At 34.0% G+C, this 22,546-nt stretch carries 38 protein-coding genes and 1 pseudogene; 2 read left to right on the top strand and 37 right to left on the bottom strand.

Annotation, left to right across the window (positions count from 1 at the left end; translation table 11 throughout):
• Position 1: 1 nt before the first annotated feature.
• Genes QM538_00405 through QM538_00395 form a run of 3 tightly spaced genes read right to left on the bottom strand, consistent with a single transcriptional unit; the run spans position 2 to position 2,249 of the window.
• The gene (locus QM538_00405) at positions 2-466 is read right to left on the bottom strand and encodes a nucleoside deaminase (protein ID MDI9346958.1); all 465 of its coding nucleotides are present in this window, start codon (positions 464-466) and stop codon (positions 2-4) included.
• Entirely contained in the window at positions 463-1,596 is a 1,134-nt protein-coding gene (locus QM538_00400) for a hypothetical protein (GenBank protein ID MDI9346957.1), read from the bottom strand. The genes QM538_00405 and QM538_00400 overlap by 4 nt, the downstream gene beginning before the upstream one ends.
• Entirely contained in the window at positions 1,593-2,249 is a 657-nt protein-coding gene (locus QM538_00395) for an ABC transporter ATP-binding protein (GenBank protein ID MDI9346956.1), read from the bottom strand. Before QM538_00395 ends, QM538_00400 begins: the two co-directional genes overlap by 4 nt.
• Between QM538_00395 and QM538_00390 the strand changes: the two genes are divergently transcribed.
• A complete protein-coding gene (locus tag QM538_00390; protein MDI9346955.1) occupies positions 2,235-2,861 on the top strand; it encodes a GDSL-type esterase/lipase family protein in 627 nt (208 codons plus the stop codon). The two genes, QM538_00395 and QM538_00390, sit on opposite strands and share 15 nt — an antisense overlap.
• On the opposite strand, the gene QM538_00385 is transcribed toward QM538_00390, so the two are convergent.
• A complete protein-coding gene (locus tag QM538_00385) occupies positions 2,832-3,764 on the bottom strand; it encodes a LysR substrate-binding domain-containing protein (GenBank protein MDI9346954.1) in 933 nt (310 codons plus the stop codon). The genes QM538_00390 and QM538_00385 overlap by 30 nt on opposite strands.
• Before the next feature lie 97 nt (positions 3,765-3,861).
• Between QM538_00385 and QM538_00380 the strand changes: the two genes are divergently transcribed.
• Positions 3,862-4,491 (top strand): peroxiredoxin, encoded by a 630-nt coding sequence (locus QM538_00380; protein ID MDI9346953.1) that lies wholly within the window; start codon positions 3,862-3,864, stop codon positions 4,489-4,491.
• Here QM538_00380 and cysC read toward each other — a convergent pair.
• The 33 genes and pseudogenes from cysC to rpsL form a co-directional block, all read right to left on the bottom strand.
• Entirely contained in the window at positions 4,484-5,020 is a 537-nt protein-coding gene (cysC, locus tag QM538_00375; protein MDI9346952.1) for an adenylyl-sulfate kinase, read from the bottom strand. The genes QM538_00380 and cysC overlap by 8 nt on opposite strands.
• A complete protein-coding gene (gene rplQ / locus QM538_00370; protein MDI9346951.1) occupies positions 5,013-5,414 on the bottom strand; it encodes a 50S ribosomal protein L17 in 402 nt (133 codons plus the stop codon). The genes cysC and rplQ overlap by 8 nt, the downstream gene beginning before the upstream one ends.
• A 9-nt stretch (positions 5,415-5,423) precedes the next feature.
• Complete coding sequence (rpoA, locus tag QM538_00365; protein MDI9346950.1) at positions 5,424-6,431, bottom strand: DNA-directed RNA polymerase subunit alpha; 1,008 nt, start codon at positions 6,429-6,431, stop codon at positions 5,424-5,426.
• A 23-nt stretch (positions 6,432-6,454) separates the two neighbouring features.
• Positions 6,455-7,075 carry a 30S ribosomal protein S4 gene (gene rpsD, locus QM538_00360; GenBank protein MDI9346949.1) on the bottom strand — a complete coding sequence of 207 codons (621 nt, stop codon included), beginning with the start codon at positions 7,073-7,075 and terminating at the stop codon, positions 6,455-6,457.
• Position 7,076: 1 nt separating this feature from the next.
• A complete protein-coding gene (gene rpsK, locus QM538_00355) occupies positions 7,077-7,460 on the bottom strand; it encodes a 30S ribosomal protein S11 (GenBank protein ID MDI9346948.1) in 384 nt (127 codons plus the stop codon).
• Entirely contained in the window at positions 7,457-7,813 is a 357-nt protein-coding gene (gene rpsM / locus QM538_00350) for a 30S ribosomal protein S13 (GenBank protein ID MDI9346947.1), read from the bottom strand. The genes rpsK and rpsM overlap by 4 nt, the downstream gene beginning before the upstream one ends.
• A gap of 23 nt (positions 7,814-7,836) precedes the next feature.
• A complete protein-coding gene (gene rpmJ / locus QM538_00345; protein ID MDI9346946.1) occupies positions 7,837-7,950 on the bottom strand; it encodes a 50S ribosomal protein L36 in 114 nt (37 codons plus the stop codon).
• 3 nt (positions 7,951-7,953) lie between these two features.
• Positions 7,954-9,273: a preprotein translocase subunit SecY gene (secY, locus tag QM538_00340; protein ID MDI9346945.1), complete on the bottom strand. Its 1,320-nt coding sequence runs from the start codon at positions 9,271-9,273 to the stop codon at positions 7,954-7,956.
• A gap of 3 nt (positions 9,274-9,276) precedes the next feature.
• Positions 9,277-9,711: a 50S ribosomal protein L15 gene (rplO, locus tag QM538_00335; protein MDI9346944.1), complete on the bottom strand. Its 435-nt coding sequence runs from the start codon at positions 9,709-9,711 to the stop codon at positions 9,277-9,279.
• Entirely contained in the window at positions 9,708-9,914 is a 207-nt protein-coding gene (rpmD, locus tag QM538_00330) for a 50S ribosomal protein L30 (protein ID MDI9346943.1), read from the bottom strand. The genes rplO and rpmD overlap by 4 nt, the downstream gene beginning before the upstream one ends.
• A gap of 12 nt (positions 9,915-9,926) precedes the next feature.
• Complete coding sequence (gene rpsE / locus QM538_00325) at positions 9,927-10,445, bottom strand: 30S ribosomal protein S5 (protein MDI9346942.1); 519 nt, start codon at positions 10,443-10,445, stop codon at positions 9,927-9,929.
• Positions 10,446-10,453: 8 nt separating this feature from the next.
• Positions 10,454-10,810 (bottom strand): 50S ribosomal protein L18, encoded by a 357-nt coding sequence (gene rplR / locus QM538_00320; protein MDI9346941.1) that lies wholly within the window; start codon positions 10,808-10,810, stop codon positions 10,454-10,456.
• Positions 10,810-11,346, bottom strand: coding sequence for a 50S ribosomal protein L6 (gene rplF / locus QM538_00315; protein ID MDI9346940.1), 537 nt, complete (start codon positions 11,344-11,346; stop codon positions 10,810-10,812). The genes rplR and rplF overlap by 1 nt, the downstream gene beginning before the upstream one ends.
• A gap of 4 nt (positions 11,347-11,350) precedes the next feature.
• Entirely contained in the window at positions 11,351-11,752 is a 402-nt protein-coding gene (gene rpsH, locus QM538_00310; GenBank protein ID MDI9346939.1) for a 30S ribosomal protein S8, read from the bottom strand.
• Between the two features lie 7 nt (positions 11,753-11,759).
• On the bottom strand, positions 11,760-12,065 hold the full coding sequence (rpsN, locus tag QM538_00305) for a 30S ribosomal protein S14 (protein ID MDI9346938.1): 306 nt from the start codon (positions 12,063-12,065) through the stop codon (positions 11,760-11,762).
• Positions 12,065-12,628, bottom strand: a complete 564-nt coding sequence (gene rplE / locus QM538_00300; protein ID MDI9346937.1) for a 50S ribosomal protein L5 — start codon at positions 12,626-12,628, stop codon at positions 12,065-12,067. Before rplE ends, rpsN begins: the two co-directional genes overlap by 1 nt.
• Before the next feature lie 3 nt (positions 12,629-12,631).
• On the bottom strand, positions 12,632-12,940 hold the full coding sequence (gene rplX, locus QM538_00295) for a 50S ribosomal protein L24 (GenBank protein MDI9346936.1): 309 nt from the start codon (positions 12,938-12,940) through the stop codon (positions 12,632-12,634).
• 1 nt (position 12,941) lies between these two features.
• Positions 12,942-13,310 (bottom strand): 50S ribosomal protein L14, encoded by a 369-nt coding sequence (rplN, locus tag QM538_00290; protein MDI9346935.1) that lies wholly within the window; start codon positions 13,308-13,310, stop codon positions 12,942-12,944.
• Positions 13,307-13,600 carry a 30S ribosomal protein S17 gene (gene rpsQ, locus QM538_00285; protein MDI9346934.1) on the bottom strand — a complete coding sequence of 98 codons (294 nt, stop codon included), beginning with the start codon at positions 13,598-13,600 and terminating at the stop codon, positions 13,307-13,309. The genes rplN and rpsQ overlap by 4 nt, the downstream gene beginning before the upstream one ends.
• Positions 13,597-13,785 carry a hypothetical protein gene (locus tag QM538_00280; GenBank protein MDI9346933.1) on the bottom strand — a complete coding sequence of 63 codons (189 nt, stop codon included), beginning with the start codon at positions 13,783-13,785 and terminating at the stop codon, positions 13,597-13,599. The genes rpsQ and QM538_00280 overlap by 4 nt, the downstream gene beginning before the upstream one ends.
• 9 nt (positions 13,786-13,794) lie before the next feature.
• Complete coding sequence (gene rplP, locus QM538_00275) at positions 13,795-14,202, bottom strand: 50S ribosomal protein L16 (GenBank protein ID MDI9346932.1); 408 nt, start codon at positions 14,200-14,202, stop codon at positions 13,795-13,797.
• Positions 14,203-14,259: 57 nt separating this feature from the next.
• Positions 14,260-14,910, bottom strand: a pseudogene (rpsC, locus tag QM538_00270) (30S ribosomal protein S3).
• A 6-nt stretch (positions 14,911-14,916) separates the two neighbouring features.
• Complete coding sequence (rplV, locus tag QM538_00265; protein ID MDI9346931.1) at positions 14,917-15,258, bottom strand: 50S ribosomal protein L22; 342 nt, start codon at positions 15,256-15,258, stop codon at positions 14,917-14,919.
• 3 nt (positions 15,259-15,261) lie between these two features.
• Positions 15,262-15,549 (bottom strand): 30S ribosomal protein S19, encoded by a 288-nt coding sequence (gene rpsS, locus QM538_00260; protein ID MDI9346930.1) that lies wholly within the window; start codon positions 15,547-15,549, stop codon positions 15,262-15,264.
• 13 nt (positions 15,550-15,562) lie between these two features.
• Complete coding sequence (rplB, locus tag QM538_00255) at positions 15,563-16,387, bottom strand: 50S ribosomal protein L2 (protein ID MDI9346929.1); 825 nt, start codon at positions 16,385-16,387, stop codon at positions 15,563-15,565.
• Between the two features lie 3 nt (positions 16,388-16,390).
• Positions 16,391-16,690, bottom strand: coding sequence for a 50S ribosomal protein L23 (gene rplW / locus QM538_00250; protein MDI9346928.1), 300 nt, complete (start codon positions 16,688-16,690; stop codon positions 16,391-16,393).
• The gene (gene rplD, locus QM538_00245) at positions 16,677-17,300 is read right to left on the bottom strand and encodes a 50S ribosomal protein L4 (protein ID MDI9346927.1); all 624 of its coding nucleotides are present in this window, start codon (positions 17,298-17,300) and stop codon (positions 16,677-16,679) included. The genes rplW and rplD overlap by 14 nt, the downstream gene beginning before the upstream one ends.
• 7 nt (positions 17,301-17,307) lie before the next feature.
• Entirely contained in the window at positions 17,308-17,979 is a 672-nt protein-coding gene (rplC, locus tag QM538_00240; protein MDI9346926.1) for a 50S ribosomal protein L3, read from the bottom strand.
• Positions 17,980-17,984: 5 nt separating this feature from the next.
• Positions 17,985-18,299, bottom strand: a complete 315-nt coding sequence (rpsJ, locus tag QM538_00235) for a 30S ribosomal protein S10 (GenBank protein ID MDI9346925.1) — start codon at positions 18,297-18,299, stop codon at positions 17,985-17,987.
• Positions 18,300-18,316: 17 nt separating this feature from the next.
• Positions 18,317-19,507, bottom strand: a complete 1,191-nt coding sequence (tuf, locus tag QM538_00230; protein ID MDI9346924.1) for an elongation factor Tu — start codon at positions 19,505-19,507, stop codon at positions 18,317-18,319.
• A gap of 22 nt (positions 19,508-19,529) precedes the next feature.
• Positions 19,530-21,629 carry an elongation factor G gene (gene fusA, locus QM538_00225; GenBank protein ID MDI9346923.1) on the bottom strand — a complete coding sequence of 700 codons (2,100 nt, stop codon included), beginning with the start codon at positions 21,627-21,629 and terminating at the stop codon, positions 19,530-19,532.
• 15 nt (positions 21,630-21,644) lie between these two features.
• Positions 21,645-22,115, bottom strand: a complete 471-nt coding sequence (gene rpsG, locus QM538_00220) for a 30S ribosomal protein S7 (protein ID MDI9346922.1) — start codon at positions 22,113-22,115, stop codon at positions 21,645-21,647.
• Positions 22,116-22,121: 6 nt separating this feature from the next.
• On the bottom strand, positions 22,122-22,499 hold the full coding sequence (rpsL, locus tag QM538_00215) for a 30S ribosomal protein S12 (GenBank protein ID MDI9346921.1): 378 nt from the start codon (positions 22,497-22,499) through the stop codon (positions 22,122-22,124).
• Between the last annotated feature and the right edge of the window lie 47 nt (positions 22,500-22,546).

Here is a 22,546-nt window from a genome sequence, read left to right as displayed (position 1 = left end):
TCTAAGTACTATTATACACTTCAAGCTTACGTTTCTTGATAAAATATGATTGTAACAATGACCTGGCACAATCTGAATTTGTATAAGTTACGATTAGTGGATAAAAAGTATCCAGATTATTGCTCCAAACACACCCAAGATTTTCATCCAGGCAAGCAAATACTAATCTTTTGATTCTTGCTTGTTTGATTGCCTGTATACACATTCCACAGGGCTCTAATGATGTATACAAAGTACATGTAGGTAATCTGTTTGAGTTAAATTGAATTCCAGCATTTCTTAAAGCAAGAATCTCAGCATGAGCTGTTGGATCACACAAAGTTCGAGTATTATTTGACCCTTCTGAAATTAATTGATTGTTAGAAACAATCACCGCACCTACAGGAACCTCACCATGTAATGAAGCAACATGAGCTAAAGTTAAAGTTCGATTAATGAAATATTCATCTGATTTAAAGTGATTCACGAAAGAAATAATTTAATTTGATTAGCACACTGTTTTGAAAATAGCGAATCGGATTGTAATATTGAATAGAGCGACTTAGATAACTCAACTTGTGTTGATTGCGCAAACTTATTTGCGAGCAACTCACTTAGATGCGAAAGGATTGAGGAACTTGTTGCGTTTTCAAAAATTAATTCAGGAATATATTTTTGAGATAATAAAATATTTGGTAAAGAGATGGACTGAGTTGTAAGAATTTTCCTTAATATGAGCGAATCTACAAAACCTGATTTATAAAATACGATTTGAGGAATTAAACATAACGCAACTTCTAATGAGGCAGTTCCAGAAGCAGTCACACAAATATTACACTTCTGAACAATTGAAGAAAACTTCCCATATAAAATTTTTATTCTTGGGTGGACTAGCACTGACTCATAAATGGATTTTATCGATACATCGCACGGAATTATAAAATCAACCTGTGAGTCTATATTTTTTTTAAAGTACCTATCAACAACCTCATTTAATAGTGGTAGGTGTAGATCGACTTCTGATTTTCTACTTCCGGGAATTAATCCTATAATTACTCTATTTTCATTACGTTGATTTAATTGAATTGATTCTAATTGATATATTTCAAGTAATGGATTGCCTGCATAAAAAACATTATCGCACCCTAACGTACTTAATAATGAGACTTCAAAAGGGAAAATCACGGCAACACAATCTGATATTTTGTTAAGCTGCGCAACTCGGCTTATATTCCAAGCCCAAACTTTAGGAGGAATTATATAAAATATCTTAATTGAAGTCTTTTTTTTTATATGCTTAGCCAACAAACTATTAAACCCCCAATTATCAACTAGAATAATCACATCAGGATTTTCCAATTCAATCCACCTGCAAACTTTTTTTAAAATATTTGTTATTTTCCAATATTTTTTTATTGCTTGAAGAAATCCAAAAGCCTGAATTGAAAGATAGTTAAAAAGTATATTCGCCCCAGCATTCTTTAACATTTCGCCACCAATTGCATAATATGAAACAGACGTGTTAATAGAATTTAAAACAAGTATGATTTGTGAAGCATACGCATCTCCAGACGCCTCTCCAGTAACAAAAAGAACTTTTCTCTTTTTGTTTATCATAATTTAATTTGAAAATCACAACTCTGTGCTAACATTGGGTCATGGGTAGCAACAATAATAGAGCAATTATTGTTTTTTTTCATTGTATCAAAAATTGTGATCACTATATCTATTAAATGTTTGTCTAATTGGGAAGTAGGCTCATCAGCAATTAGTAATATTGGTTTAAGCATTAATGCACGGATAATTGCCCCACGTTGGGCTTCACCACCAGACAATTGATAGACAGGTTTTTTTATTACAGATGTCATCTTAAGAAGATTTACTAGTGTTTCAAAATAAACCTGATCAAAATCCAATGAAACCATTGAAGTTAGAATTAATACATTTTCATAAATAGTCGCATAGGGAACTAAATTAGTATTTTGATATATAAATGAAATTTTACCTTTTCTAAGTAAAGTTAATTGCTTTTCATTTAAAGTTGAAAACCAGGTGCCATTAAAACAGACATCGCCAGTTGTTGGTTTGCCTAAGCCAGAAATGATCTTTAATAAGCTACTTTTTCCTGAACCTGAAACTCCTACAAGTGCAAGAGTTTTACGAAATGGTAAGGTAAAATGTAAGCCACTAAACAAAGGACTAGTTTCAGATTCGTGTTGAATTGAAAGGTTGTTTACTTGCAGTATATTATTATCATGGCTAAAATTCATATCCGAAGTATTATAGTTTTAATGTTTAGTTGCTTAATACCGCTTTGCATTCTATCACAAACTCATTCACCATTAAATATAATAATTTTTGGTGATAGTTTGAGTTCGGGTTATAATTTACCTTATAAAAAAGACTGGGTGAGTTTACTTGCAAGTAACAATAAACAGTTTATAATTACCAATGCAAGTGTTTCTGGCGCTACAAGTACAGATGGGTTACATATAGCGACATTTCATCTCAATAAAAAATATTACCATTTAGTAATTATTGCGTTAGGGGGCAATGATTTTCTAAAAGGAATCCCAATTGAGCACACCCGAAATAATTTAGAGAAAATTATTAAAATCGCAAATAGAAATAAAAGCAAAGTACTCATTCTTGGAATTCCATTTTTTTCTAACTATGGTAACAACTACCGAAACGATATTTTAGATATGTACAAGACGCTTTCAGTTAAATTCAATAGCCATCTAAATCCAAATTTCTTAGGTGAAGTAATTAACGATAGAAAATTCTTACAATCAGATGGTATACACTTTAATCAAGAAGCCCAAGCAATTATTCAGTCCAATGTTGAAAAATCAATCAAATCTTTGAGATTTTATAATTAATTTCTTTTCTATTCTTTTACCTTCATCTAAAATAAAATGAATAACTTCTTTAAACAATCTTGGTAAATATAAACTTTTTTTTATTGCTAATTTTGTAACACAGCCGACACGAAGTTCTTGTATCGGTATAATTACTAAATAATTTTTGTCTTCTTCTTGAAAAGCTAATTGATTGATAATTCCAACACCTAATGATTGCTTAACAAAAGTTTTAATTACATCACTATCAGTTGCTGAAAGAACTACTCTCATAGGTAGTTTATTCATTGTAAATATATTATTCAGAACAGATCTTCCTGTAAATCCTATATTGTAAGTAATTAGATTATATTCACTTAAGGTCTTTAACTTTACAGTGCCTATTGAGGCCAATGGATGATTTTTAGCAACTATTGCAATATGATTCCATTGATAACAATCATAAGTTTTAAAATCACTGTAAGTATCAAGCATTTCTGTACATAAAGCGAAACTTACTTTATTTTTATCAAGTAAATCAGCTACTTGTTGAGGTGTTCCCTGTTCTATTCTAAATTTGAGAATTGGGAATTTTTTACTTAATTTACTAATAACGTGAGGTAAAAAATACCTCGCCTGTGTATGAGTAGTTGCAAGTGTAAGAATTTTTTCAGTGTTGTCATTTAAAGATGATACGAACTGGAGGATGTTTTTCTCTTCTAGCAATATTCGATTAATAAAACCATCAATTCCGCTGCCAGTATCTGAGTACTTTATAAATCTTTTGCCTTTTCTTATAAATAATTCAACTTTTAACTCTCGCTCTAAGAGCATTAACTGTCTGCTAGCAGCAGATTGAGCAATTTTTAGTTGCTTAGCTGCTTTTGTTATATTAAAATTGTTATCCACTAACGCATTGAGTATCTTAAGCTGGATTAATTTCATTATCTAATTTTATCATATAACTATTTAATTATAATATTATTTTAGATAACAAATTTTTGTACAATATAATAAATAAAAAACCACAGAGGTACATATTATGACAATACGAATAGGCGACATCGCACCAGACTTCAATGCAAAGTCAACTCAAGGGGACATAAAATTCCATGACTGGTTAGGGGACAATTGGGGTGTGTTATTCTCACACCCAAAAGATTTCACACCTGTTTGCACCACAGAATTAGGGGAAGTCGCAAAATTAAAAAATGAATTTGAGAAAAGAAACACTAAGGTCTTAGGGCTTTCTGTTGATAGCGTTTCTGATCATAAAACCTGGGCAAATGATATTGAAGAAACTCAAAAAGTAAAACTAAATTTTCCTTTACTAGCTGATGAAGAAAGAATAATTTCAAGTTTATATGACATGATTCATCCTAAAGCAAATAATACTTTTACAGTCCGATCAGTTTTTATAATAGATCCAAAAAAAATTGTAAGATTGATCATAACTTATCCTGCATCAACGGGTAGAAACTTTGTTGAAATATTAAGAGTTATTGATAGTTTACAACTAACTGATAAACTAAAAGTTGCAACACCTGTAAATTGGAAAGTAGGGGAAGATGCGATAATTATACCTTCACTATCAAATGAAGAGGCTAACAAGCTTTTTCCTCAAGGATGGGATGAGCAAAAACCCTACCTTAGAAAAGTAAAAATTATTTAGATTTGACTAATCTACCATGAATGAGTAGGTAGGAGTCTTGAAGTGAAAGTTCGTCTGTTTTGATTGTTAAGTCACTGGTAGTGGGTTCTTCAAACTCACTACCACTTCCTGTTAACTTTATAGACGAATTATTTTTTGCTTTTTTATATAACCCTTTAACGTCTCTTTTTTCACAAACTTGATAAGCGCACTGTAAATAGCAAAGAGTAAATATATAACTATCTAGTATTGTTCTTGCTAGATTCCTTTGTGAATTCAATGGGGTGATACAAGAAACTATCACTAAATATTTTTCACTCAAAAACAGCTTGGCAACCTCAGCAATCCTTCTAAGATTTTCTGTTCTATCTAATTGAGAAAAACCAAGATTTGAACTTAACCCAGTTCTAATCGCGTCACCATCAAGAATAATAATTTTATCTATGAAATTATTAGAAATTAATTGGTTTTTAGTATATTCAGCTAATGTGGATTTTCCAGATCCAGAGAGTCCTGTAAACCAGAAACATTGAGGTAAAATATTAGTCAACTTTTGCTAATTTATTAATCTCTTCAGTAACTGGTAAAACATAATCAACAAGTTCAATTATAGCTCTTGCCGCATTATCAGTTGGTCTAAAGCCATACTTCAAAATTCTAGTATAACCACCGGGACGTTCAGTGAATCTTTTACCTATCACCAAACAGAGTTTACTAACAACTGATCGGTCTCTTAAAATGTTGAATAACGCTCTTCTAGTATTAACTGAGTCATTCTTAGACAATGTAATTAATGGTTCGATAAATGAACGCAGCATTTTAGCTTTTGGCACAGTAGTAACAATTCGTTCATGGTTAATAATCGCAACACTTAAGTTTCTAAGCATTGCTTTTCGATGTGAAGATGTTACTTGAAGTTTTTTTTGTGAATATCTATGTCTCATATAAAACGATTATCTAGGGTCATCAATTTTAATTTTAATAGGGCTAACCCAATTATCTAATTCCATACCTAATTTTAATCCATGTGAACTTAAAATACTTATAATTTCTGTCAGTGATTTTTTTCCAAGATTAGGTGTTCTTAACAAATCGTTTTCCGTTCTTTGTACCAAATCTCCTATGTAATAAATATCTTCAGCTTTTAAACAATTTGTAGATCGTACGGTAAGTTGCAAATCTTCAATTGGTCGGGAAAATAAAGGGTTAATGATTTTCTGTATGACATCTTGAGAAGATTCAGCCTCAAGGTTCACAAAACAAACTAATTGATCACGTAAAATAGTTGCCGATCGTCTAATAGCATCTTCAGGATCAATAGTTCCGTTAGTTACTATTTCAATTATTAACTTATCTAAATTTGTTCTGTTATCTAGACGAGCATTTTCAACTCTATAGGTAGCTCTCGTAACAGGACTAAAACTAGCATCGAGTCTTATATTCCCAATTGGATTATGACTTACTCCTTCTTGCAGAATATTTCTCATTGGTACTGTAACATAACCCCTTCCTCTTTGAACAGTTATATTCATTTCAAATTTTTCATTTTTTATTAATGAATGAAGCCTTGCAATATGTAAATCCTGGTTAATAATCTCAACATTATGAGGAATAATCAGATCTTTAGCAAAAATATCACCGGTAGCGTTTGCTTGTAATTGTAATACAGCTCGATCACCTTCATGTATTATTACAGCTAACTTTTTTAAATTAAATAAAATATCTTGCATGTCTTCCTCTACAGAGTCTATCGACTGAAATTCGTGCAAAACACCTGATATTTGAACATCAGTTACTGCACAACCTGGCATAGAAGATAACAACGTTCTTCTTAACGCATTACCGAATGTATGTCCAAATCCTTTTTCAAATGGCTCGAGAACTATCACTGAGTTATTGTGTGCGATTTTACTTATCTCGACAATTTTTGGTTTTAAGAACGACTCTACTGGTATAAACATATTTCTTTTCCTCTACTATTTTATTATTTAGAATAAAGTTCAATAATTAAACTTTCATTTATATCAGAAGATAATTCTGATCGATTGGGAGATCTCAAAAAAACTCCAGAATATTTACCTTTATCAACTTCTAACCACTCAGGGATTCCTTTATTAACAACCAAATCTAAAGATGTTTTGATTCTTGATTGGGATTGTGCGGTTTGCTTAATTTTAACTATGTCACCTGCTTTAACCTGAAAAGAAGGAATTGTGACATAGTTGTTATTAATCAAAATAAGTCTATGTGAAACTAATTGCCTGGCTTCAGCTCGAGTAGTAGCAAAACCCATCCGGTAAACAACATTATCAAGTCTTTGCTCAAGCATTTTAAAAATATTTTCACCAGTATTACCTTTTAACTTTAAAGACTTTTTATAATAAATACTAAATTGACGTTCTAATAAACCATATGTTCGTTTTAACTTTTGTTTTTCGCGTAATTGAGTACAGTATTCAGATGGTTTTGTTTTTTGTTCACTGAACCTGCCAGGAAGTTTTGAAAATCTACATTTACTTTCTATACTTCGTAAACCAGATTTAAATTCTAAATCAACTCCCTCTCTTCTTGATAATCTACAACTTGGACCTAGATATCTAGCCATTTTACACTCTCCTTTGTTTTGGGGGCCTGCAGCCATTATGTGGAATTGGGCTTATGTCTGAAATTGATAAAATTTTAAACCCTAAATTATGTAAAACTCGAACTGCAGATTCTCTACCAGGACCTGGGCCTTTAATTAATACCTGTAATGTTTTAACTCCATGTTCTTTAATAATGGCACCAACTTTATCTGCCGCAACCTGCGCAGCAAAAGGTGTACTTTTTTTGGATCCTTTGAAGCCAGAACCACCAGCCGTCGCCCAGCCAATACAATTACCTTGTTTGTCAGTTATAGTAATGATAGTATTATTAAATGATGCAAAAATATGTGCAACTCCATCCGATACAATTTTATTTTTTTTCTTAACTATTGGGGTAGTGGTCATTTTGTTCTTCCTTTTCTTGGTCCTTTTCTAGTTCTAGCATTTGTTCTGGTTCTTTGGCCCCTTAAAGGCAAACCTTTTTTATGTCTAATCCCTCGATAACAAGCTAAATCCACAAGCCTTTTGATATTAATTGTAACTTCGCGCCTTAAATCCCCTTCAATTTGAAACTTAGCAACCTGCTCTCTGATTGATTCCAATTGTTCTTCATTGAGGACTTTAATTTTATCTGAAGGGTTAACATTTGCCAACGTGCAAATTTTTATTGCTCTACTTCTACCAATACCATAGATAGAAGTTAGGCCAACACTAACATGTTTGTTAATTGGTAAATTAATCCCACCTATTCTTGCCATATTTCTATTCCCATAATAATCTGTTATCCTTGACGCTGTTTATGGCGTGCATTTTTACAAAGTACCCTTACTGTACCTTTTCTTTTAACAATCTTACAATCTTTACAAATTTTTTTTACTGAAGCTCTTACTTTCATTTTTTATCTCATCGTTAAATTAGCTCGTTTCATTAGTTTTTCATACTGAAAGGACATTAAATGTGTTTGTATTTGCACCATAAAATCCATAACAACCACCACAACAATTAGAATAGATGTGCCTCCAAAATAAAATGGTACATTAAAGTATAAAATTAACAACTCGGGTACCAAACATACAAATGCTAGATAAAATGCACCGATTGCAGTTAATCTGTTAACTATAAATTTAATATACCAAGCAGTTTGCTCACCTGGTCTAATTCCTTGTATATAGCCTCCGCTTTTTTTAATGTTCTCAGCAGTTTCCTTTGGATTAAACACTAGGCTGGTATAGAAAAAAGCAAAAAATACGATTGCAAGAACATAAACAAACTCATAAACCATTTTTCCCGGTTGAAGTTGATTTACTATATTTCCCAACCAAGTATCTGTAGAAACATTACTAAACCATTTTATCACAGTAGCAGGAAATAAAACAATTGCCGAAGCAAATATTGGAGGGATGACACCTGACATATTAAGTTTTAAAGGTAGATGGTTCGATTGAGGCAATACCATAGTCCGTCCCTGTTGCCGAGGAGGGTATTGAATTGGGATTTTTCTAAAACTTCTTTCGATGAACACAACAAAAAAAACAACTGCCAAAACAATTACAAAAATAAATATGAGTGAGAGCGGGTTCAATTCGCCTTGTGAGTATAGATCATAGGTTCCTGACACTGCTGTGGGTAGACCAGCTACAATACTTGAAAAAATAATTAATGAAATGCCGTTTCCCAAACCACGTTCAGTTATTTGCTCACCTAACCACATTAAAAACATAGTGCCAGTAACTAGCGTTATTGTTGAGATGAAGATAAAACTAACTTGGTTGATTATAACTAATTGTTCGCCATTAATATTTTGATTGCTCAGCGCGTATGTTGTACCGATAGACTGAAGTGTGGCAAATAATATTGTGAGTATCCTAGTGTATTCTGTAATCTTAACCCTACCTGACTCCCCCTCTTTTCTCAATGCGATAAGAGATGGTACAATATGAGTGAGCATCTGTAAAATAATAGAAGCACTAATATAAGGCATTACTCCAAGTGCGAAAATAGACATTCTGTGTAATGCACCTCCAGAAAAAACATTTGCTAAATCTAGAATTGTATTTTTACTATCATCAAAAAAAGTAGTTAGCACATTTACATCGATGCCTGGCAATGTAATAAATGAACCAAATCTAAAAATGACTATCGCAAAAAATACAAAAGCAATTCTATACCAAAGATCAACTACGCCAGTTTGTAGTTTATTAGAAGGACTTACAACCATATACTAGTTGACGACTTTTCCTCCAGCTTGTTCGATCAACTGTCTCGCTTTTTTACTTACAGAAACACCGACCACACTAAAAGATTTACTCAACGTTCCTGTTGCAATAATTTTTACTTTCTCTACCTTTGAACTAATAATACCTGTTTGCTTTAAAAAATCTATCGTGATCTCACTGTTATCCAAGGTATTTAGTCTCGCAAGCGTTAATTCGGCACGAAAAGGCTTAATAAGGGAAGTAAATCCAAATTTGGGCAATCTTCTAACTAAAGGCATCTGTCCACCTTCAAAACCTATTTTATGATAACCACCAGCACGAGCATGTTGCCCTTTGTGTCCTCTGCCAGAAGTTTTACCCCAACCACAGCCTTTACCTCGACCAACCCGGTGCTTACTTTTTTTACTATTTGGCGCGGGGGAGAACTGATTCAGTTTCATGTTGATTCCTCAACTTTTAGTGCAAAACGCATTGAACGAATCATACCTTCCACAGAAGGTGTTTTGGTAAGAGTAGAAACACTGCCAAATTTTCTCAATCCTAATCCAGCAATTGTTTGTTTCTGTTTAACTGTAAATTTAGCGACACTCTTAATTAAAGTCAGTGTAATTGTGTTACCTTTTTTTGATATTTTTGAATTCATGTAGGCTATTTATTAAGTTTGTTCAGTTTTGATATTTTTTATCATTTTTTTCCCTCTTCTTTTAGAAGCATGGAAAGGCGAGTCAATCAATTGCAGTCCTTTAATTGTAGCTCGTACTACATTAATGGGATTCCTTGAACCATAACATTTAGCAAGTACATTATGGACACCAACACATTCCAAAATTGCACGCATAGCACCACCGGCAATCAAACCAGTGCCCTCAGTAGCTGGTTGTAGGTATATCTTTACAGCACCATGTTTGGCAGTAACAGGAGAATGAATAGTTCTTTTCTTTAATTTTATTTCGATCATATTGCGTTTGGCCTGCTCGTACGATTTAGCAATTGCGTTCGGGACTTCTTTAGATTTACAGTATCCAAAACCTACTCTACCATTACCATTACCGACAACAGTAAGAGCGGCGAAAGAAAACAACCTACCACCTTTAACAACTTTAGTAACTCTGTTAACAGAAACTAATTTTTCTTTAAATCCTGTATATGTTAACGCTTCTTCGAATGTTGCCATAATGTCTCCTAAAATTGCAATCCTGCATTTCGAGCCTCTTCTGCCAATGCCTTAATTCTACCATGGTATTTAAAACCTGATCTATCAAAAGCTACTATGGAAATTCCTTTCTGAATTGATTTTTCAGCTATCAACCTACCAACAATTTTTGCTGACTCAATATTTCCACCATGTTTAACTTTATCCCTCATCACTTTACCTAAAGTAGAAGCACAAGCTATAATTTTTGATCCGTCAGGACTGACTACTTGTGCGTAGGTGTGTCTAGGTGTTTTATATACCATTAAGCGATGGGTAGATTGTAAGCGGATTTTGATTCTAGTTTTTTTGGCTCTTCTAACTCTTGTATTTATGTTTCGTGTCATTATTTTTTCTTAACCTCTTTTCTAACAATAACTTCATCTGAAAGCTTAACTCCTTTACCTTTATATGGTTCAGGTGGTCGTAAACTTCTAATGTAGGCTGCTGTTTGACCAACAATATGTTTGTCCATGCCCTTAATCAAAATCTCAGTCTGTGAAGGTGTTTCAAAAGTAATACCTTCAGGCTGATCTACACTTACCGGATGAGAAAATCCTAGTGTCAGAATTAATTTTTTTTGTTGAACTTGCGCACGATAACCAACCCCAACAAGATCAAGTTTTTTAACAAACCCAGTCGTAACGCCAATAAAGTAATTTTTGATTAACGCACAAGTTGTGCCGAGTTTAGGATAATTAAAATTATCAGCAATATTTTTAGATTTTATAATTATAGAATTTTCAGAAATATTTACCATGACAGAGTTATCTACTAGTAATCTAATAGCGCCTAACGCCCCCTTAAAAATCAAAAAACTATTCTCAAATGTAACTTGTACATTTGGAGGGATTAAAATTGGTCTTTTTGAAAATCTTGACATAGTATCAAACTACCTCACAGAGAAGCTCTCCACCTAATTTATGCTCTTTTGCTTCAGCGTCTGTCATAATACCGCGGGATGTAGATATTAAATACATACCAACACCGCCCAAAGATTTAGGCATAGTCTCATATGTTGTATAAACACGCAAACCTGGTTTACTTACCCTTCTAATTTTTTTTATGACCGCTTTTCCTTCATAATATTTCAATATGATGAGGATAGATTTTTTACTTACTATTTCACTATCAATAATTTCAAATTTTTCTATATACAATTCTTTTGCTAATAATGACACAATTTTTTCCTTGACATTAGAAAAAGGTACAGTGACTGATTTTAAACCAGCATGTTGGGCGTTTCTAATTACAGTACAAAGTTGGGCGATTGGATCTGTTAAACTCATAATAGCATCACCAACTAGCTTTTGTTAATCCTGGAATTTCACCACGCATCGCAACCTCTCTCAAAACACACCGAGACAAACCAAATTTCCGGTAATAGCCACGTGGTCTACCGGTTAATTCACATCTATTTCTAACTCTAATAGGATTAGAATTAATTGGTAGTCGCATCAATTCAATTTTTGCCAATTCTCTTTCCTCATTTGATAACTTATAATTTTTAATTTTTAATTTTAATTCCATTCTTTTCTTAAGATGTTTTTGCACTAAAGATATCTTTTTATAATTTCTAACTCTGATAGATAATTTAGCCACTAGTTTGCCCTCAACGGAAATGAAAATCCTTGCAATAAGGCACGCATTTCCTGGTCAGTATTTGCATTACTTGAGATACATATATCAAGTCCGCGAATCATGTCAATTTTATCGTAGTCAATTTCTGGAAAAATGATCTGTTCTTTAATACCAAAACTATAATTACCTCTTCCATCGAAAGAGCGATTACTCAGTCCCCTAAAATCTCTAATTCTAGGAATTGCTATTGAGATAAGTCTGTCTAAAAACTCATACATGACATCTCCTCGTAAAGTAACTTTTACACCAATTGGCATTCCAACCCTTATTTTATAAGTTGAGATTGAAACTCTTGCTTTCGTGACTACAGCTTTCCTACCAGTGATTTTTTTCAAATCTTCTAAAGCATTTGTAATTACATTTTTATTTTCAACAGCCTCACCCAATCCCGCATTCAAGGTAATTTTTAACAATTTTGGTACTGACATAACATTAGGGTATTTGAAAGTATCTTGTAAACTTGGAACAATATGTTCTCTATAGTGTTTTTCAAGACGAGTTTTTTTATTTATAGCTGTATTCATTTTTTATTTACTTCTATTTGAAACAAATTCTATTATTTTTTTTCCATTTTCTTGCACCAAGACAAATGTTCTTTCAGATTTTTTATTTTTAGAATTATATTTTGACACCTTGCAAAGTGGTATAGGCATTTCTTTATTTTCAAAACCACCTTGTTGGTTTTGATTTGGATTTGCCTTAATAGAGTTTTTCTGCACTTGAATACCTGAAACAATACAATGAGAAGGATTAATAATTTTTAAAATTTTACCTACCCTACCTTTGTCTTTACCAGAAAGAACTTTTACTTCATCACCCTTTTTTAAATGCTTCATATTATAAAACCTCAGGCGCTAGTGACAAAATTTTAGTAAAATTTTTATTTCTAAGTTCTCTAGGTAGTGGGCCAAATATTCTAGTACCAATTGGTTCTAGTTTATCATTCAGCAACACCGCTGCATTACCAGAAAATCTGATGATCGATCCGTCATTTCTTCGAATTGGGTGTTTAGTTCTAACAATAACTGCGTTATACACTTCTCCCTTTTTTACTTTGGTATGTGGGAGCGCTGATTTTATACTTACTTTAATGACCTCACCTATATTCGCTATTCTCTTTTTTGTAGAGCCACGAACACTAATACATTTTAGATTTTTTGCCCCACTGTTATCTGCAACTTCTAACACGGTCCTCATTTGTATCATGAAATCTTCTCCACAGTTATGCGAGTATCGTCTAAAGGAGCTTTATTGATAATTGACTCCAAACACCATGATTTAGTTTTTGAAACTGGTTTAGTTTCAAATAACACCACATAATCACCTTGGCTACATTGATTTTTTTCATCATGAGCGTATATTTTAGATTTTTTTTTGATAAATTTTCCATACAATGGATGCTTAACCAATCTTGCTACCTCAACAACAATAGTTTTATTAGGTTTATGACTGACAACAGTGCCTTTTACTTTGCGCAGATGATTAACAGTATTCATGATTTTAATTTTGCTTCTTCATGTTGCTTAGTAATTATTTTTGCTACTAATCTTTTAGTTGATTTAGCTGAAAAAGTATTGTTGATGCCAGGATTAAGTTTTTTAATTATTGATTGACGAAATAACAAGTCACGCAATTCTTTTACAGTTGATAAATTTTCGATATTTTTATTTTTTTTAGACATTTTTTTCCTTTACAATCTGGATATAAAAACTGTTTTCACAGAAAGTTTTGCCGAGCCAAGTAAAAAAGCTTTTTGTGCAATTTCCTTCGTCACGCCTTCTAACTCGAATAAAACTTTACCAGGTTGAATCCGAGAAATCCAATATTCTACTGGACCTTTACCCTTACCCATTCTGACTTCAATTGGTTTCTTAGTAACTGGTACATCTGGGAAAATTCGAATCCAAACCTTACCGCCACGTTTTATATATCTAGTTATAGCCCTTCTAGCAGCTTCAATTTCCTTAGCTGTTATTCTACCATGTTCTATAGCTTTTAAACCAAATTCACCAAAAGCAATTGTAACTCCTGATGTTGCAAAACCTCTATTTCTGCCTTTATGTTGTTTTTTATATTTAGTCTTTTTAGGTAATAACATAATCGAAGTTTAATTTATTTTATTTGAATCTTTAGACTCAATCATTGAAAATTTATTACCACGATAAATCCACACTTTGATTCCTATAATACCGTAGGTTGTTTTTGCTATTGCTGTACCATAATCGATTTCAGCTCGTAATGTATGAAGTGGGATTCTACCTTCTCTATTCCATTCAGCCCGAGCAATTTCAGCGCCATTTAATCTTCCAGAAACTCTGACTTTGATTCCTAACGAACCTAATCTCATAGTTGAAGTGATGGCCCTTTTCATTGCTTTTCTAAACATGACTCTTTTTTCAATTTGTTGTGCAATACCTTCTGCAACAAGAGTTGCATCGAGCTCAGGTTTTTTAATTTCTTCGATTTGAATTTTAATGTTATTAATCAGTTTATGTGTGTGATGTTTCTTTTGAAAATCAAGACTACATTTCTCAACTTCAACTTTTAGCTTTTCGATATCTTCACCTTTTTTACCTATAACAATACCTGGTCTAGAAGTTGTGATCGTAATAATACAAGTATCTGCTTCTCTATGGATTAAAATCTTACTCACAGAAGCGTTTTCAAGTTTATTTTGAAGCGTCTTTCTAATGACTAAATCTTGTAGAAGTTGCAAACGGAACAACTGTCTGTTAGCGTACCATTTAGACGACCAATCCGTGGTGATGCCTAATCTAAATCCATTTGGATTAACTTTTTGACCCATAGTATGTTATGAAACTCCTGTGTTTGATAAATGTATAAAAATATGACAATATTGTTTAACGACTCTATAAGCCCTACCTTTTGCTCTTGCATGGATTCTTTTTACCGCCGGTCCTTTTTCAACTAATATTTTTTTCACAATTAACGCTTCCTTCGATATACCATGATTATGGCTTGCATTAGCAATAGCAGAGTTTAGTGCTTTCGCTACAAGCTTCGAGGCTTTTTTATTTGTAAATTGCAAAATAGTTTCAGCTTCTAAAACTGGTTTATTTCTTATTAAATCAACAACCAATCTACATTTCTGACTTGAAGATTTAGCAAAGCGATACGAAGAAGTGATAATCATGTATTATTTAAGAGAAGGTGCCGCTTTACTTGCTGATGCTGAGTGAGCTTTAAAAATTCTTGTAGGCGCAAATTCACCTAATTTATGGCCGACCATATTTTCAGTAATAAAAACCGAGACATGGGTTTTTCCATTATGTATAAGGAGAGTAACACCAACCATTTCAGGAATAACTAAAGATCTGCGTGACCAAGTTTTAATAGATTTCTTTTGATTTCCAAGTTTTGCTTTTTCAATTTTCTTTAGCAAATGCAAATCGACGAACGGTCCTTTTTTAATTGATCTACTCATATTATTTTATCCATTATTTTACTTTACGACTCACAATAGTTGAGTTAGTGCGTTTAACTTTTCTTGTTTTTAAACCTTTAGTTTTTTTACCCCAAGGAGTAACAGGATGTCTACCTCCAGAAGTTTTACCTTCACCACCTCCATGTGGGTGGTCTACTGGATTCATTACTACGCCCCTAACTGTTGGTCTTATACCTCGCCAACGGCTGGCCCCAGCTTTACCTAACTTTCTTAAGTTGTGTTCAAAATTACTGACAGTACCTATAACAGCTCGACAATTTGAATTAATTTTAATAACAAAACCAGATTTAAGTTTTATTGTTACATATTGGTCGTCTCTTGATAGTAATTGTGCGACTGAGCCAGCACTTCGTGCTATCTGTGCTCCTTTACCAAATTTCATTTCTACACAACATATTTGAGTTCCCAATGGGATTGAGGATAGAGGTAAACAATTTCCATCAGAAATCGGTGCTGATGGTCCATTTAAAATGGAGACACCTTTTTTCATTTGCTCAGTAGCGATAATATAAGATCTTTTCCCATTAGCGTAACATATTCTAGCTATTCTTGCGCTTCTGTTTGGATCATACTCGATTGTTTCCACTACCGCCTTACAATTATCCACTGTACGAATAAAATCAATTTCTCTATAAAAACGCTTATTACCACCACCTTGATGTCTTACTGTAATTCTTCCATAATTATTTCTACCTGCTTGTTTGTGAAGTAAAGATAATAACGGTTTATGTGGTTTGTCTTTATTTAAATCAGTATTTTTAACCCTTATGACAAATCTTGCACCGGGAGAAGTAGGTCTTAATTTATATAAACTCATATGTTAGGTTGTCGTAGTGTAGGTAGAGTAATCAATTGAATCGTTATTTTTGAGTACAACATATGCCTTTTTCCAATCTGATTTTTTACCTTTTCTTTGTTTAAAATTTTTAGCTTTCCCTTGCATTATACATGTTCTAACGGTTAGTACGGAAACTTTAAAATGTTCTTGGATTGCTTCTTTAATTTCTAGAACATCAGCATTTACTCGTACAGCAAATACATAGGTACTATTAGAAACAAGTGCATTTGTTTTTTCAGTAATTATAGGCCTAATAATTGTATAGAAATTATTTTTCATCATTTTGTAAATATTGTAATTGCTCGAAGATTGTTTTTTCAAAGACGAAATGATCATATTTTAACAGAATATAAGGATTTAGGTCTTGCGCAGAACAAGTATACACACGAGGGATATTTCTTGACGAAAGATGTGCGTTGTGATTATTTGGATCAAGAATGATGACAGTAGAAACAAGTGGTATCTTAAAAAGATTAAATTTTTGTATGAAGTCTTTTGTAGATGGTTTTTGGAAATTTAATTCTTCCACTATAAATATATTTCCTTTTTGTATTTTTGAAATAAGCAATTGCTTGATCGCAAGTCTATACATTGTCTTATTAATTTTTCCGCCATATGATCTTTTACCACGCGCAGCAAAAGTTACGCCACCCTTTCGCCACAAAGGACTTCTTATTGAACCAGCTCGCGCACGGCCAGTACCTTTCTGTTTCCAAGGTTTAATACCCCCTCCACGAACTTCAGATCTATTTTTTTGCTTAGCTGAACCTGCTCTTTGAATACCCAGATATGAAGTTACGACTTGATGGACGAGAGAGTTATTTAAAGTTGTCTTCATCAATTCATCAGAAAATGAAATAATATTTTTTGTACCTAAAACTGTTATATCCATAATAAAATTAATTTTTAAATATCATTTCAGAAATTTGTTTGAGTTTCGTAGTTAATGTAACATATGACCCTGGAGCACCTGGAATAGAACCTTGCAATACAATTATATTTCTTGTTGGATCGATTTGAAAAATTGGAATATGCTCTACGGTTGAAATCTTATTCCCCATTTGACCTGGCATTTTTTTTCCAATAAAAACCCTACCAGGTGTCTGACGCTGACCGGTAGACCCAGGAACACGATGAGAACGTGAATTACCATGTGAAGCGTCTTGTGTGGCAAATCCATATTTTTTTACAGTGCCTGCAAAACCTTTTCCTTTTGATACTCCTCTAACAGTTAACAATGTACCAATTGCAAGATTCTCAATTGCTAATACAGATCCAACTACAAAAGGTTGTTCAGGGGAATTCAGGCGTACTTCATAAAGTTTTGACATGCAAGGTGTTGAAGATTTATGGAATAATGACTTATTTGATTTATTAATTTTAGAATCCTTAACTTCATTACCTGTAGAAATTAAAAGTGCATCATACCCATCACACGATTGATTTTTAATCCTTACTACAGTATGTTTAGTGTATGTTAGAACCGTAACAGGAATATTAGATGCTTGCTCATTAAAAACATTAGTCATCCCAATTTTTTTTGCAATAAATGAAAAATTATTCTCGTTCATGTCTCTTATCCTGTTAATTTGATATCAATTGATACACCAACAGCTAATGCTAATCTATTCAAAGCATCCATGGTTTTATCAGTGGGTTCAATTATATATATAATTCTAGAATATGTTCTTATTTCATATTGATCCCTAGCATCCTTATCTATGTGGGGAGAAGTTAAAATAGTAAAACGTTCAATTGTACGAGGCAATGGTACAGGGCCCCGCACTCGAGCACCAGTTCTCTTAACAGTATCTATAATTTCTTTTACAGAAGAGTCAAGTATACGATGATCGTAACTTTGCAACCTTAATTTTACATTTTGTTTATTTATTGACATTAGTTTTTACATTATTCAATTATTTTTGTTACTACCCCTGCACCCACTGTTTTTCCACCTTCTCGTATTGCAAAACGCACACCGTTTTCCATTGCAATTGCGTTAATCAAGTTTACATTAATTTTTACATTGTCTCCAGGCATGATCATTTCTGTTCCACTCGGTAGTTGTACCTCACCGGTTACATCGGTAGTTCTAAAATAGAACTGTGGTCGATATCCATTAAAAAATGGAGTGTGTCTTCCACCTTCATCTTTTGAGAGCACATACACCTCTGCTTCAAATTTTGTATGTGGAGTTATGCTTCCTGGTTTACAAAGCACTTGACCCCGCTCTACTTCTTCTCGTTTAGTGCCTCTCAGAAGAACACCAACATTATCGCCGGCTTGCCCTTCATCAAGCAGCTTTCTGAACATCTCAACTCCGGTACAGGTAGTTTTTTGAGTTGGTCTGATGCCAACTATTTCTATTTCATCGCCAACCAGCACCCTACCTCGATCAACCCTACCAGTAACTACGGTACCTCGACCTGATATTGAAAAGACATCTTCAATAGGGAGTAGGAATGGTTGATCAATGGGTCGTTCTGGAATTGGTATAAATGAATCCATGGCTTCTACTAATTTTTCAATTGCTTTAGTGCCGATGTCTGACTGGTCACCTTCAACAGCTTTGAGCGCACTTCCGATGATGATTGGTGTTTCATCGCCTGGGAATTCATACTTTTTAAGTAAATCGCGAACTTCTAACTCAACCAAGTCAATGAGTTCTTTATCATCGACCATGTCTGCCTTATTGAGGAAGACGACGATGCGAGGAACACCTACCTGACGAGCAAGGAGAATATGTTCTCGGGTTTGTGGCATAGGTCCATCATTTGCTGATACCACCAAAATTGCACCATCCATTTGGGCGGCACCTGTAATCATATTTTTAACATAGTCAGCATGGCCAGGGCAATCCACATGCGCATAGTGACGGTTAGTTGAGTAATACTCAACATGAGAAGTAGAGATAGTGATACCTCGAGCTTTTTCTTCAGGGGCATTATCAATTTGATCATACCCTTTAACCTCACCACCAAATTTCTTAGCCATAACCATAGTAAGTGCGGCAGTAAGAGTGGTTTTACCATGATCGACATGGCCTATGGTACCTACATTAACATGGGGTTTAGTGCGTTCAAATTTTTCTTTTGACATATTATCATTCTCCTTATTTCATTTACTGTGATTTACGTTTAATTAAACTTTCCGCGATTTGATTTGGTAATTCTAAATATTTAGAAAATTCCATAGTGTAAGTAGCTCGCCCTTGAGTTGCAGAACGTAAATCTGTAGCATAGCCAAACATCTCGGACAACGGAACCTCTGCGCGAACCAATTTACCCATAGGTGTGTCTTCCATTCCGCTAAGTACCCCTCTTCTACGATTCAAATCTCCCATTACATCACCCATATAATCCTCAGGTGAAATTACCTCTACCTTCATAATTGGTTCTAAAATGATAGGGTGTGCCTTTAATGCACCTTCTTTAAATGCGTAAGAAGCTGCGAGTTTAAAAGCTATTTCAGATGAGTCCACATCATGGTAAGAGCCATCAAAAACAGTTACTTTAACATCAACTACAGGGTATCCTGCAAGTACTCCATTTGTCATTTGCTCTTTTACACCTTTGTCAATTGCTGGTATGTATTCTTTAGGAATGGATCCCCCAACAACTTCGTTCGCAAATTGATAGCCGGTACCGGGTGGTAGGGGCTCAATTTTAATATAAACATGGCCGTATTGTCCTCTTCCACCACTTTGGCGAATGAATTTACCTTCTTGCTCAACAGGTTTTCTAATAGTTTCTCGATATGCAACTTGAGGGTTTCCTACATTTGCTTCAACTTTGAATTCTCTTTTCAGTCGATCCACAATTATTTCAAGATGCAACTCACCCATTCCAGAAATAATAGTCTGACCAGACTCTTCATCTGTTCTAACCCGAAAGGATGGGTCTTCTTGGGCTAATCTAAATAATGCAATTCCCATTTTTTCTTGATCATTTTTAGTTTTAGGTTCAATTGCAACCGATATAACGGGCTCAGGAAATTCCATTTTTTCTAAGGTAATTTGTTTTTGGAGATCGCACAAAGTGTCGCCAGTAGTTACATCTTTCAGCCCAACAGCAGCAACTATATCACCTGCGAAAGCCTCTTTTATTTCCTCACGAGAATTTGCATGCATTCTAACCAGTCGACCTATACGCTCTTTACGATCTTTGATTGGATTAAAAACAGTATCGCCTGTTGCAATTTTTCCTGAATAGATTCTAAAAAATGACAGAGTGCCAACAAAAGGATCTGTTGCGATTTTAAACGCAATACCGCTAAATGGTTCGTCATCGCTAGCCTTACGTTGGTCTGGTATTTTATTATCCAAAGCGACTCCTTTAATGGGTGGTAAATCAGCAGGTGAAGGTAAATACCTAATCACCCCATCAAGTACCAACTGGACGCCTTTATTTTTAAAAGCTGACCCACAAAAAACTGGAATAATTTCGCCTTGAATAGTCCGTTTTCGTAGACCTTGATATATCTGATCTTCTGAAAGTGTTGAGTGTTCAAGATATTGATTCATCAATTTTTCATCAGCCTCACATGCATTTTCTAATAACTTTTCATAATAGGTATCAGCCACTTCTTTTAAATTCTCTGGGATTTCTTCTAAAGTAAAAGTTAACCCTTGATTGGTGTCATTCCAGCGGATGGCTTTTCTTTTAACTAAATCGATGACGCCGGTAAAATTATCTTCTGAGCCTATTGGAAGTGACACTGCGACAGGTTTAGCATTTAAGCGAGTTTTAATTTGCTCAAGTACTCTATAAAAATCAGCCCCTGCTCTATCCATTTTGTTAACAAAAGCAATTCTTGGAACTTTATATTTGTTAGCCTGTCTCCAAACGGTCTCAGATTGAGGTTCAACACCACCAACTGCACAAAAAAGACCAACGGCTCCATCCAATACACGTAAAGATCTCTCAACTTCGATAGTGAAATCGACATGCCCGGGAGTGTCAATAATATTAATTCTATGTTCAGGTAAGTTAGCTGCCATACCTTTCCAGAAACAAGTTGTAGCAGCCGAAGTGATGGTTATACCCCGTTCTTGTTCTTGTGGCATCCAATCCATAACTGCAGCTCCATCATGAACTTCTCCAATTTTATGAGTGACTCCGGTATAAAACAGTACGCGTTCAGTGGTTGTAGTTTTACCGGCATCGATATGAGCCATTATACCTATATTTCTATAGTTTTCTATTGGGACCGCTCTAGACATACCATTTCCTGAATTTTACCACCTGAAATGAGCAAAGGCTTTATTCGCTTCAGCCATTCTGTGAGTATCTTCACGCTTCTTAATTGCTTGTCCTTTATTTTCAAACGCATCAAGTAATTCGGATGATAATTTTTGAACCATATTTTTATCCTTTCGATTATGTGCTGCATCAAGGACCCATCTCATTGCTAAAGAAAGCTTTCTTGAAGGCCTTACTTCTATTGGAACTTGGTAAGAAGCGCCTCCAACTCTTCTTGACTTAACTTCAACAAATGGGCTAACATTTTCAAGTGACTGTTCAACTACCTTAAGAGGGTTTTGATGGCCTTTTGATTCTATAATTGCCATAGCGCCATATAGTATTTTTTCTGCAATAGATTTTTTTCCACGCTCCATAATCATATTAATGAACTTAGAAAGTATTAAACTTTGATACACTGGATCAGGTTTGATTTTTCTTGTAACAGCTGAATGACGTCTTGACATATTTCGTTAAGTTGTTTTTTGTTTTTTTGTTCCATATAATGATCTACCTTGTTTTCTATTTTTCACTCCTTGAGTATCGAGTGTCCCTCTAACAATGTGGTATCTCACACCAGGTAAATCTTTTACTCTTCCGCCCTTAATAAGCACGACCGAATGTTCTTGAAGGTTGTGTCCCTCACCTCCAATATATGAAGTTACTTCAAAACCATTAGTTAACCTAACTCTTGCTACTTTTCTTAAGGCAGAGTTCGGTTTTTTAGGGGTTGTAGTGTAGACACGAGTACACACTCCTCTTCTCTGGGGACAAGATGTAAGCGCAGGTACCTTCGTTTTGTATGAAGGTGACAATCTTGGTTTTCTAACCAATTGATTAACGGTAGTCATAATTAGTATTCTTATCTAGAGTTCAAAATATTTTCTACTAAAAATCT

It is taken from the genome of Candidatus Methylacidiphilales bacterium (genome assembly GCA_030054035.1).
In the GTDB taxonomy this organism is placed as follows: Bacteria; Pseudomonadota; Gammaproteobacteria; order JASGCS01; family JASGCS01; genus JASGCS01.
Note: the sequence above shows the minus strand (reverse complement) of the source record. Positions and strands in the feature narration are given on the sequence as shown.